General features: G+C 37.1%; 9 protein-coding genes. 6 read left to right on the plus strand and 3 right to left on the minus strand.

The genetic code is table 11. The features are described 5' to 3' along the window. Nucleotides 1-13 precede the first annotated feature (13 nt). Nucleotides 14-2,272 carry a T9SS type A sorting domain-containing protein gene (locus ULVI_RS08905; RefSeq protein ID WP_068591932.1) on the plus strand — a complete coding sequence of 753 codons (2,259 nt, stop codon included), beginning with the start codon at nt 14-16 and terminating at the stop codon, nt 2,270-2,272. 169 nt (nt 2,273-2,441) lie between these two features. Here ULVI_RS08905 and ULVI_RS08910 read toward each other — a convergent pair whose 3' ends face one another. Next, nucleotides 2,442-3,647: an aminotransferase class I/II-fold pyridoxal phosphate-dependent enzyme gene (locus tag ULVI_RS08910; protein ID WP_068591934.1), complete on the minus strand. Its 1,206-nt coding sequence runs from the start codon at nt 3,645-3,647 to the stop codon at nt 2,442-2,444. Nucleotides 3,648-3,809: 162 nt separating this feature from the next. On the opposite strand from ULVI_RS08910, the gene ULVI_RS08915 reads away from it, so the two are divergent. The 3 genes from ULVI_RS08915 to lpdA all read left to right on the plus strand — a co-directional run bounded on the left by ULVI_RS08915 (nt 3,810) and on the right by lpdA (nt 6,465). Continuing rightward, nucleotides 3,810-4,271: an Lrp/AsnC family transcriptional regulator gene (locus ULVI_RS08915; RefSeq protein WP_068591936.1), complete on the plus strand. Its 462-nt coding sequence runs from the start codon at nt 3,810-3,812 to the stop codon at nt 4,269-4,271. Between the two features lie 2 nt (nt 4,272-4,273). Then, nucleotides 4,274-4,909: a CPBP family intramembrane glutamic endopeptidase gene (locus ULVI_RS08920; RefSeq protein ID WP_068591938.1), complete on the plus strand. Its 636-nt coding sequence runs from the start codon at nt 4,274-4,276 to the stop codon at nt 4,907-4,909. Between the two features lie 155 nt (nt 4,910-5,064). Continuing rightward, nucleotides 5,065-6,465, plus strand: a complete 1,401-nt coding sequence (lpdA, locus tag ULVI_RS08925; protein WP_068591940.1) for a dihydrolipoyl dehydrogenase — start codon at nt 5,065-5,067, stop codon at nt 6,463-6,465. 80 nt (nt 6,466-6,545) lie between these two features. Here the strand turns inward: lpdA and ULVI_RS08930 are convergent, their stop codons facing one another. Continuing rightward, complete coding sequence (locus ULVI_RS08930; protein WP_068591942.1) at nt 6,546-7,736, minus strand: hypothetical protein; 1,191 nt, start codon at nt 7,734-7,736, stop codon at nt 6,546-6,548. A 213-nt stretch (nt 7,737-7,949) separates the two neighbouring features. Further along, nucleotides 7,950-9,137, minus strand: coding sequence for a hypothetical protein (locus ULVI_RS08935; protein ID WP_068591944.1), 1,188 nt, complete (start codon nt 9,135-9,137; stop codon nt 7,950-7,952). Between the two features lie 341 nt (nt 9,138-9,478). Between ULVI_RS08935 and pabB the strand changes: the two genes are divergently transcribed. Further along, nucleotides 9,479-10,783: an aminodeoxychorismate synthase component I gene (pabB, locus tag ULVI_RS08940; protein ID WP_068592560.1), complete on the plus strand. Its 1,305-nt coding sequence runs from the start codon at nt 9,479-9,481 to the stop codon at nt 10,781-10,783. 112 nt (nt 10,784-10,895) lie between these two features. After that, entirely contained in the window at nt 10,896-12,242 is a 1,347-nt protein-coding gene (tilS, locus tag ULVI_RS08945) for a tRNA lysidine(34) synthetase TilS (protein ID WP_068591946.1), read from the plus strand. The last annotated feature ends 1 nt before the right edge of the window (nt 12,243 follow it).

Raw genomic sequence — 12,243 nt, forward strand, 5'->3', positions numbered from 1 at the left:
AAAAACTAATTTTATGAAAACTAAAATACTTGTAACATTAATAGTGCTGTGCAGCTTTGGGCTGGCGGCTCAAGACATCCATTTTACGATGGATAATGCCCGAATAACAAATGACGGGGTCGACGACTTTTATGAAGCCGATATTTATATGGAAAGTAGTATAGATTTTAAACTGGGATCGGGACAGATCTACTTTACCTATAACGAAGCTGCCTTTGGTCCTAATATTTCAGACAATGGTAATTTTGATTATTTGCAACCAGATGGTTCGATCTTAGCGGAAGCTTATGGGTTTCCAGCGTACAAAGATTTTATTCAGAATGATAATACCACTTTTAGAGTTTCAACTGCCTTTCAACAAGGAGTGAGCAGTGGAACCATTACAGAGAACAATGTTACTGCTATGCCAAAGCATTTGTTCAGTATTAAAATTCGCTATATTGATGCGGCACAGGATCCAACTATTTGTTTTGAAACACAACCCGTTTTTCTAGACCAGTTTTACACTGCCTGCGGACCAGAAACAACTGGATTTCCCAATTGTACTAATGAGCCTGGTATTCAGTTATTCAATGATACATTCGACTGTGCTGGAGCAACTTTACCTGCTGGTTGTGCCGGTGTTACTACCTATACAATCGCGGGAGGGTGGGACAACGGAACTCCCGATTCCACAATGGAAGCTGTCATTTCTGAAAACCTTTCAACAGGCGGTCTTTCTATTGAAGCATGTTCCCTAACGGTTATGGAAGGAGCTATTTTAACAATACAAACAGGAGATTATCTAAGAACTGAGAATGATATTATCGTAGATGGAGATTTACGTGTTGCTCATGGAGCCAGTGTAGTGCAGGTTGAGAATAGTGCTGTTGTAATAAACAATGGTTCGATTTTGGTTCAGAAAGATTTAGATAATATTGAGAACAGAGGCTTTGCGTTAGCATCAAGTCCTATGACCACTGAGACACAAGCTGCTTTTGGAGCACCGATTCAATTCAGAAATCATATCACAGCAAATTTTAGTCCGAACGAAGATGTGGAAGCGAATTTTCCAGGCGCTGGAAACTTTGCTGATGACAATGGAAATAACTGGATGACTTACGATGGAATGATGAATCCAGGGGAAGGCTATCTTGTCATGCCCCAACAAACGGCAGAAATTCCTGCACCGGCAGATTATACTGCAAACTTTGATGATGGAACTCTCAACAACGGAATCATATCTTTTGAAGTTGAATACAACGGAACCCAAAACGCAAGTATGAATGTGTTAGGAAATCCATATCCTTCTGCAATCGATGCCGACCTATTTATAGCAGAAAACGAGATGATCGAAGGCTTGTATTTTTGGGAGCACCTTACCTCACCAAGTACCACTTATGAAGGTTACAATCCAAGTAATTATAGTATGGGAGATATCTCCATGTATAGTACGGTAATGGGAGGTAATCCTGCAGCAAACGGTGGTGCTACACCTAATGGATTTGTACCATCGGGAGAAGGTTTTGCGGTAAAGGCACTTGTGGCGGGATCGGCAGAATTTAATAATGCAATGCGTGTAACTGGAAATAATGATGTTTCAGGACGTCTATCTTTAGTGGAGCGTGATCGAGTTTGGCTCAATGTTTTTAACGAGACCCATGGTTTGGGGAGTACTTCATTACTTGGTTTTTCTGAGATTACTTCGGAAGGATTCGATCCAGGCGCTGATATTATACGGTTAGCTACTCCGGTATCTTTATATCAAGAGTTGGAAACAGGGGAACAATTGGGAATTCAGGGACGTGAAGCATTTACTTCGGAAGCGATTGTGCCTTTCAGTTTTGCAACTCAAGTGGAAACATTAGAATCGTACCGTATATCGATCCATGATTTAGATGGAACTTCTATATCTGAAGCTACTGTGTACCTCATCGATCATACCGCAGACATCATTACAAATTTAAATGAACAATCGTATGCATTTACGGCTACAGCAGGAACGTACAGCAATCGATTCTCTATAGTATTTGAAGATAGAACATTAGGAGTGTCTAGTGGTACTTCTGAAGCTGTTTTGATATATCCAAATCCAACCCAAGATATCTTATTTATTAAGACACCGAATACGCAAATTAAAACGGTTGAAGTATTCGACATTCGGGGAAGAAAAGTGCAACAGAACTCTAATGTGATAGATCAACTCAATCTTTCTAATTTAAAATCGGCAGTGTATTTTGTAAAGATCACGACCGACACCGAAACCCTTATTAAACGAATTATAAAAGAATAATAGGTGGTTATTTAAATGAGGAAACCGCTATCGGAAGTAATTCTGGTAGCGGTTTTATTTTAACCTATGTTGCTATTCGCAAGAGATGGAGGATCTAATAAATTAAGTTAGCACAGCCATAATAAATTAATTTTCCTGTTGAGACAAACATGTAGATTGTTTATAAGTCTTATGCTTTTAAAACTCCAACCTCTACCATGCATTCGCGCATCATGTTAAAGGTGCGTTCAATATCGTTATCCAATCCGATAGAAAAACGAATTAAGCCATCTGAAAGCCCCATTTCGGCTTGCTCTTGCTCTGGTATTTCCGAAGAAGTAGAAGATCCCGGTGCGCTAAATAATGTTTTGTAGAACCCTAGACTCACAGCTAAATAACCGAGATTACGTTCTTGCATTAACTCCATTAACTCATTTGCTTTGTCGAGGCTTCCTACGTCGAGCGTTAACATTCCGCCATAACCATATTCTTCATTCATCATCGATTTAAATAATTCGTGTCCAGGATGTGATTTTAAACCAGGGTATACGGTTTTAATTTTTTCCTTTTGAAATCTTTCAGCTAAATACAAAGCATTCTTACTATGTTGTTTAATTCGTATATGAAGCGTTCTTAAGTTTTTCATAATAGATGCCGCTCGCATACTGTCCATGGACGCGCCCAAAAGCATACTGGCTCCATCATTTACATTCCGAAGGGTATCTATTAATTCTTGTGTGCCGCAAACAACACCTCCCATGGTATCACTGCTTCCATTAATAAATTTAGTTAAACTGTGTAACACCACATCAGCACCTAATTTTGCAGGAGAAATGTTTAAGGGTGAAAACGTATTATCAACTAATAACTGAAGATTGTACTTTTTGGCAATTTTAGCAAGACCTTTTATGTCTGCAACCTCAAGCAACGGATTACTAACAGATTCACAGTATAAGACTTTTGTGTTCTTGGTAATTGCAGCTTCAACAACATCGAGCTTAGTAATATCTACAAACGATGTGTGGATGTCCATTCGAGGGGCAAAGTTTTTTAAAAAGGCGTACGTACCCCCATAAATCGTTCGGCTGGAAACCACATGATCGCCCGCTTGGCAGAACTGTAAGATTGTGGGGGTGATAGCTCCCATACCACTAGCTGCAACATTAGCGGTTTCGGTTCCTTCCATAGCGGCCAAAGCTTCCCCTAAATATAGATTAGAGGGAGTAGAGTGACGAGAATACAAATAACAGCCGTCCGCATTCCCTTCGAAAGTATCGAACATGGTCTTTGCACTTAAAAATGTGTAGGTGGATGAGTCACTAATCGAGGGATTTACACCTCCAAATTCACCAAAATATTGAAGGTCTTGAATGTTGTCTGCGGGATTGAAAGCCATATCTTTAAAAAATTTAATTTTGTTTGGTAAAACTACACAGGCGTAGTCTGTTTATCAATAGAGATGGTTATTTTTAGTTGATAAAACTAGAATTATATATTATTTACGAAATTTTATCTAAACTAATATGGTTTTCCGTATTTTTCAGAAAAATTTTCTTTTATGCAATTAGATGCTATCGATACGTTGTTGCTTCGTTATCTTCAGATAGATGCAAAGCAGACTAACAAAGAATTGTCTTCAAAACTAAATCTTTCGGTCACTGCAGTTTATGAACGTATTAAAAAATTGGAACGTAACGGTATTATTAAGAACTACGTAACGCTATTAAATTCAGAAAAAGTTGGATTAGGTTTTATGGTGTTTTGTCATATTAAATTAATTCAGCATTCAAAAGAACACCTTACAAAGTTCGAAGCTGAGGTAAATACTTTAGATGAAGTGTTAGAATGTTTTCATGTAAGCGGGGAATACGACTATCTTTTAAAAGTGATGGTTCGTGATATGGCGCATTTCCGTAGCTTTATGGTGACAAAATTAACTACCTTACAACATGTTGGAAGCACTCAAAGTTCTTTCACAATTAATGAGGTTAAGAACACCACAGCAATAACGTTCTCATAATAATGCCAACCAAAAATTATTTACTTACAGAGTTTTTTCTGCTTTTTGTAGTACTTCCAGTGAGTTTTGCCTTGCCATATGCATTTTGGATAAAGGCAGGGCTTACCATTGCAGGATTTGTTTATATCGTGTTTATCTTAAAGCGGTCTAAAAATATTCAGTTTCGTGTAAAAAAGCATCTTCCGTGGAACCAATTTTGGAAAAGGATCGGCATAACATTTTTATGTGTTATAGTGAGTACCACTTTGTTCGTTTATTTTACGGAGTTTAACGCACTCTTCTTTGTTCCTCGCAACCACCCTGGACTTTTTGTGCTCATTCTTTTAATTTATACATTTCTATCGGTGTGGCCGCAAGAGATTATTTATAGAACGTTCTTTTTTGAACGGTATGAGTTGTTGTTTCAAAGTAAAGCGCTCCTTGTTTTTATAAATGCTATTATCTTTTCACTTGCACATTTATTTTTTAGAAATACACTGGTACTTGTATTAACGTTTATTGGGGGACTTATTTTTGGTACTACTTATTTAAAATATCGTTCTACAACTTTGGTGAGTATTGAACATGCACTTTATGGAAATTGGCTTTTTACAGTAGGTATGGGACAAATGTTGGCTTTTCCAGGAATGGAGGCGTAATTGTATAAAATTTATTCAATCTGTTTTTATGTAGTGAAGGAAGCTATGATAATATCTGTAAACATAATTTTTAAACTCTTAAACAGTATCGTACCTTTGTGCTCTAATTCTAAAACTTCAGTAGCGAAGTTCACTTTTAATTAAAAATCACCACTATGTCAAAATATGATGTTGCTGTAATAGGTTCCGGTCCTGGAGGATATGTAGCTGCCATTCGTTGTGCCCAATTGGGAATGAAAACTGCTATAATAGAAAAATATAATACCTTGGGAGGTACGTGTCTCAATGTTGGATGTATTCCAAGTAAGGCCTTGTTAGATTCTTCTCATCACTACGAAGATGCAATCAAGCATTTTGAAGACCATGGGATTGAGATTCCAGGAGAAGTAAAGATCAATTTTAAAAAGATGATCGAACGAAAAGGTGCTGTGGTAGAACAAACCACCAAAGGAATCGAATTTCTTATGAATAAAAATAAGATCGATGTTTTTACAGGAGTTGGTGCTTTTAAAGATGCTACTCATATTGAAATTACCGGAGATAAAAATGAAACCATAGAAGCTGCTAATACCATTATCGCAACTGGAAGTAAGCCGGCAACGCTTCCGTTTATTAAAATTGATAAAGAACGTATTATTACTTCTACCGAAGCATTAAGCTTAAAAGAGATTCCGAAGCACATGATCGTGATTGGAGGTGGTGTTATTGGTCTTGAATTAGGGCAAGTATACCGTCGTTTGGGAGCTGAAGTTTCTGTAATAGAATATATGGATCGAATTATCCCTACAATGGATAGTGCGCAAAGTAAAGAGCTTACTAAAGTGATGAAAAAACAAGGAGTGAAGTTTTATCTTTCCCATAAAGTTTCAGCCGTTTCGAAAAAGAAGAATGAAATTACCGTAACTGCAACCGATAAAAAAGACAAAGAGGTAACCTTTACAGGAGATTATTGTTTGGTTTCTGTAGGACGTCGTGCTTTCACTGAAGGATTAAAACCTGAAAATGCCGGAGTAAAAATAACCGAGCGTGGACTCGTGGAAACAAATGAGCACCTACAGACTAATGTGAAAAACATTTATGCTATTGGAGATGTTGTGAAAGGAGCAATGTTAGCACACAAGGCTTCAGAAGAGGGAACATTGGTTGCTGAAATTCTAGCGGGACAGAAACCCCATATCGATTATAATTTAATTCCGGGAGTAGTATACACGTGGCCTGAGGTTGCTTCCGTAGGGAAAACAGAAGAGCAATTGAAAGAAGCTAAAGTTTCATATAATTCTGGTCAGTTTCCAATGCGAGCTTTAGGAAGAAGTCGTGCTAGTGGTGATACCGACGGATTTGTAAAAATTCTTTCCGATAAAGAAACCGATGAGGTTCTAGGGGTACATATGGTAGGCGCACGAGTTGCCGATCTTATTGCTGAAGCGGTTGTTGCTATGGAGTTTAGAGCCAGCGCTGAAGATATTGCTAGAATGAGTCATGCACACCCAACGTATGCTGAAGCTGTTAAAGAAGCTGCACTTGCTGCAACGGGAGATCGTGCACTACATGTATAAGTTGTAAATTAAGAGTTATTAAAAATAAAAAAGCTGGTTGAAATTTTTCAACCAGCTTTTTTTATGTGCGGGGGGTATTTTTAAAAATCGATTACCGAAAAAGTAAATTCTAGGTCAATATCTTCTTTGGCAGTACCACCATTATCACTATCTCCTATATTCACTCGAAAGCCAGTAGTTTGTCGGTTTAAATAGGTGATACCTGGGTCGTCATAATCACAGTCTCCAGCATCATTACAATCGGCCGATGCTAAATTAATAATATAGTTATTACTACTTCTTGGACTTGAAAAAGTTACTTGGTAATTTCCTTTGTTTATTCTTGATACAGTGGCTCCATAAATTTTTAAGGCATTTCCATTACCTTCCACCAATCCTGCAGCAACTGTAATAGGTCCCATAGGTGCATTGCTGATATTTCCGTGAGAGTCACTATATAAGGCACCACTACCTAAATTACGAACTCGAATATTTCCTGCTACATCCAATATTTCGGTAGGTTCTTGTGTTCCAATTCCCATCTTTCCATCATTCTTTACTACCACCCTTGTTAGCTGACTTGTAGAACCTGCAGGTGTTGTATTTAAGACAAATTTTGAAGGGGCACTTCCTGGTGTTGCCAGTCCATCGATATAAAAACGAAACCCTCCTGTTTCTTTAATCCCTGTTCCGTCATGGGTTTTAACGATGATAGACCCTATTTCTTGATTGGCGTTTGTAAATGCAGCGGGTGCGTCTAATGTTCCTCCAGTATTGAATAAAATTATGTTTGGAGGATTTGTATTTGCACTAGTAATTTGAAAGTCGTTATCTCCTGGCCCTTTAAATTCAAAACGTTCTACAGGTGTATCGGTACCAATTCCAACTTTCCCGGAATCTGTAATAATAACATCTGTACCGCTTAATTTTGCTTGAGAAGCATAGATAAGAGGTTCTCCAGTTGAACTGAAACCATCTTTCCACTCTTCAGCACCAACCGAGATCCAACGATTTTCTGGAGCATGCCAGTAATGAAATCCTGTATTAAAAGTTCCCACAGGAGCTGTTAAGTATACTAACATTCCATTTTGATCATGTCCTGGATCTGTTTCTGGAAATTTAGAAACTCTTGGGATTAAGATTCCATCATTGCTTGCAGGATTTGAAGGGTCGGAGGCTTGAATATCCAACATGCTCATTGGAGATGTATTTCCAATACCAACTTGAGCTTTCGTTAATGTGGTAAAAAATAATGTAAAAATAGCTAGAATAGCAAGAGTAACATTTTTCATAAGTAGGTGTTAATTTGGGTTAACAATAGCAAAGGTAATTTTTATTCCTATATCAAATCAAACCTTAACACTACGAAAGACTATATATTCGTTTAAGTGGATTTTTAAATCGATGAAATGCATAATTATGTAATACTTTGATTACAAATACTTTGAAAAAATCACATTTTAATCGTTTAAAGTATGTTTTTGCCGTTTAATTAAAACGCCTTTTTACTTTATTATTTTAATATTCCAGTTTCGAGTGCTTGGAGAAATTGCGGAAGAGGATTGTCTAATATTAGAAACACGAACGGTAACTGTATTGGGGGCGCTTACATAACAATTCCAAACTAAATAATCTTCCATTCCACCGTGTGGTGAACAATTACAAGCATCTCCAACAACAGCATTACTAACAGCTACGTCTACATCAGCAAAACGTCCTTTGTTAATCGGTGGAAAACTTAAGGGGATTGTTACCGAAGTCCCTTTCATAACAACTTCGCGTAAGGTTCCAGCAGTTAGATAAAAGTTATTACCGTCGTATTCAATGGTACCTGCTTCTGGGGTGTTTAATACGGGGCCTGCCGTAAATTTTAAAGGAGCATTATTGGTAGTTCCCCCTTTTAACTGCAGCACGGCTTTTGGATCTTCAACACCAATACCTGTATTTCCGTTACTACGAATGGTCATTCGTGTGCGTTGCTGTGTAGATCCTTCTGGAGTTGTATTTACAACAAATTTTGAAGGCGTACTACCTGGAGAAGCCAATCCATCTATATAAAAACGAAATCCACCTGGTTCTCTAATTCCAGCGCCATCATGTGTTTTTACAATTACCGATCCTATTTCCTGATTCGCATTCGTAAAAGCGGTAGGGGCATCAAGCGTACCTCCGGTATTATATAAAATTACGTTTGGAGGATTGGTATTGGCACTTGTTATTTGAAAATCGTTATCTCCAGGGCCTTTAAATTCGAAACGTTCTACGGGAGTATCGGTTCCAATTCCTACTTTTCCTGAATCTGTAATAATAATGTCTGTTCCACTTAACTTTGCTTGAGATGCATAGATAAGAGGTTCTCCTGTACTGCTAAATCCGTCTTTCCACTCTTCGGCTCCTACAGAGATCCATCTGCTTTCTGGAGCATGCCAGTAGTGAAATCCCACATTAAAAGTTCCAACAGGGGCTGTTAAAAACACCATCATTCCGTTTTGGTCATGTCCTGGATTTACGGCTGGAAATTTAGAAATACGTGGAATTAAAATCCCGTCATTATGAGACGGATCTGAAGGGTTGGATGATTGGATGTCTAACATGCTCATTGGTGATGTATTTCCAATACCCACCTGGGCTTTTATTTGTACAGAACCTAGAAGAGTGACAACTGCTATAAGAGCAAACGCAATAGTTTTCATAAGTAGAAGTTAATTTGGGTTTAACTGCGGCAAATGTAAAAAGTACTTCTATGTATTCTCAAAAATTCTAAATGCTAATTTTAAAATAATCGTTTAAATGAAAATTATTTTAGATTAAGTGTAAAAAATTGTAATATTTTAATTACAAGATTATTGTTGAAATTCAACAATAGTAGATAAAATGCATAATTTATCGGCAAAATACACCTCATTTTGTTTAATAGTTAAGTTTTTCCATTGAACATTAAGGCCAAAAAGGAAGTTGATTCAATTCTGTTTATACTTCCTAAATTTTAAATACTTTTGAGATGGTTTTTAGTCGCTACATTCCAATACTATTTATGAGAGTCGTCAATACCTATAAGATACCCTTTTCTAGTCAGCTTACTGCTAAGATTCTTCTTTGGGCACAACAGTTTGAAGAAGTAGTTTGGCTCGATTCGAATGCCTATCAACAATCACATGGTACGTATTTGGCAATACTTGCTGTGGATGCACTTACAGCAATTCAGACCGATCATTTTGGAGCTTTCGATGCGTTGAATGAATATCAAACTAAGACGAACGATTGGTTGTTTGGATATCTCACATACGATCTTAAAAATAGCGTAGAACAATTACACTCTAAAAATCACGATGGGCTTCAGTTTCCCGATCTCTATTTTTTTCAACCCAAAAAAGTGTTTTTGTTTTCAGAAAATGAAGTCGAATTACACTATCTAAATATGGTTGATGACGAACTGGAAACCGACTGGAATGAAATCCTTTCAACCCAATTGAAAAACCCTTCAGAAGAATTTAATAGTGAAACACCAGTAAAAATTAAGGTAAGAACTTCGAAAGATAGTTATTTTGAGAAGGTCACTACCATGCTTCAGCATATTGAACGAGGTGATATTTATGAAGCAAATTTTTGTCAAGAATTTTATTCCGAAGCAACAAAAATCAACCCATTACGAGTCTTTCAGCATTTAAATAGTATTTCCCACCCGCCCTTTGCTGCTTTTCTTAAAATTAAAGATAGATACGCACTTTCGGCATCACCAGAGCGATACCTGCAAAGAAAAGGGGATGTAGTTATTTCTCAGCCTATAAAAGGAACTGCACCGAGATTGAACGATCCCGGTGAAGATGCTGCGATGGTACAGCAACTAATTTCCGACCCTAAAGAGCGCAGTGAAAATATTATGATCACCGATTTAGTACGAAACGATTTGTCTCGAATTGCAAAGAAAGGAAGCGTTGAGGTAGAGGAACTTTGTAAAATTTATTCTTTTGAACAGGTGCATCAAATGATTTCTACTATAACATGCAAAGTAGATCCGGAAACTTCGTCGGTTTCAATTTTAAAAAATACATTTCCTATGGGAAGCATGACAGGAGCCCCTAAGGTTTCTGCTATGAAAATAATTGAAGAGTTAGAAGACGCCAAACGCGGTTTGTATAGTGGAGCAGTAGGATATTTTGCTCCAAATGGGGATTTCGACTTTAATGTAATTATAAGAAGTATTCTTTATAATGCCGACCAAGATTATGTTAGTTATTCGGTAGGAAGCGCTATTACGGCAAAATCGATTCCAGAAAATGAATATGAAGAATGTTTACTGAAAGCAAAAGCGATGCGGGAAGCTTTGATGCATAAATAAACAAAAAGTCTAGAATTTCTTTTGTTACTCTTTTTCCTTTTTTAATTCGTTTTTAATTTCCATTTCGCCTTCCCCTTCCATTTCGTACCTTTACTACTTTTAATAAAAAAGATTGCAAGCAAAATTAACGACCCATCTCGCTAAAAATTTTCTTTTTCTGAAAGGAAAAAAACTTCTTATTGCCTGTAGTGGGGGTGTGGATAGTGTGGTGCTTGCACATCTCATGCATCGGGTTGGTTACGTAACCGGAATTGCGCATTGTAATTTTTCATTGCGCGGAAAAGAAAGTGACGGAGATGAGGCATTTGTTCTTGATCTGGCGGAACAATTATCAGTACCTGTTTTTACTGAAACATTTGATACCATAAGGTACGCAAAAGACCAGCATCTTTCAACCCAAATGGCTGCAAGGGAATTACGCTATCGGTGGTTCGAAGAACTTCTGAAAGATTTTAAGTACGATTATGTACTCACCGCACATCATGCCGATGACGATCTGGAAACATTTTTAATTAATCTATCACGAGGAACGGGCCTTCGCGGGTTAACCGGAATTCCAGCAATAAATGATCGCATTATCCGGCCTTTTTTACCCTTTTCATCTAAACAGATTTTAAATTTTGCTAAGAAAGAACATTTATATTGGCGAGAAGATAGTAGCAATGCAGCTACAAAATACCTTCGAAATGCATTGCGTCACGAGGTAATTCCTAATTATAAGAAAGTCACAAAAAACACGTTGCAACAAGTTCAAAAAACGCAGCAATATTTAAAGAACAGTCAGTCATTAATAGATGACTACATGGTCTTGATTTATAATTTAGCAGTAACTGAAAATTTTGATGGGTATACGATACACCTTCAAAAATTAGAGGAATTACCAAACAAAGAAACGGTATTATATGAACTGCTTCAGTCGTTTGGCTTTACAGATCACAAAGCTGTTATCGATCTTTTAACAGCACAAAGCGGAAAGCAAGTTTTTTCAAAAACCCATCGACTTCTTAAAGACCGAGGAGTGTTTATTCTTACTAAAATTAAAGCTTCAGAAGACATAGAATCAAAATTTAATGAATCGGATAATAGGAGTGAGCATTATTTTATTCAGAATTCAGAAAAAAAAATAACGCAGCCCATCGCATTAACCATTATTCCTACCGATAAAGTGGGATACCTTGATACAAATACGATATACATAGATCAAGATAAAATCGACTTCCCTTTAGTGCTTCGAAAATGGGAAGAAGGAGACGTATTTCAGCCTTTTGGAATGAAAGGAAAAAAGAAATTGAGTAAGTTTTTTAAAGATGAAAAGTTATCTTTGGTAGCGAAGGAAAATGTTTGGCTGCTTTGTAGTAACAATCAAATTATTTGGGTGGTTGGTTACAGAGCCGATGAACGTTTTAAAGTAAGTACAACCACCCAGCGAATATTAGAAATTAAACTTTTAGATACTTAAT

The organism is Cochleicola gelatinilyticus, from assembly GCF_001637325.1.
GTDB lineage: Bacteria > Bacteroidota > Bacteroidia > Flavobacteriales > Flavobacteriaceae > Cochleicola > Cochleicola gelatinilyticus.

What these genes read in the sequence shown, in the direction of transcription:
- ULVI_RS08930 (WP_068591942.1), bottom strand. Translation starts at nt 7,736, where the DNA reads ATGAAAAATGTTACTCTTGCTATTCTAGCTATTTTTACATTATTTTTT.
- lpdA (WP_068591940.1), top strand. Translation starts at nt 5,065, where the DNA reads ATGTCAAAATATGATGTTGCTGTAATAGGTTCCGGTCCTGGAGGATAT.
- ULVI_RS08935 (WP_068591944.1), bottom strand. Translation starts at nt 9,137, where the DNA reads ATGAAAACTATTGCGTTTGCTCTTATAGCAGTTGTCACTCTTCTAGGT.
- pabB (WP_068592560.1), top strand. Translation starts at nt 9,479, where the DNA reads ATGAGAGTCGTCAATACCTATAAGATACCCTTTTCTAGTCAGCTTACT.
- ULVI_RS08905 (WP_068591932.1), top strand. Translation starts at nt 14, where the DNA reads ATGAAAACTAAAATACTTGTAACATTAATAGTGCTGTGCAGCTTTGGG.
- ULVI_RS08910 (WP_068591934.1), bottom strand. Translation starts at nt 3,647, where the DNA reads ATGGCTTTCAATCCCGCAGACAACATTCAAGACCTTCAATATTTTGGT.
- ULVI_RS08920 (WP_068591938.1), top strand. Translation starts at nt 4,274, where the DNA reads ATGCCAACCAAAAATTATTTACTTACAGAGTTTTTTCTGCTTTTTGTA.
- ULVI_RS08915 (WP_068591936.1), top strand. Translation starts at nt 3,810, where the DNA reads ATGCAATTAGATGCTATCGATACGTTGTTGCTTCGTTATCTTCAGATA.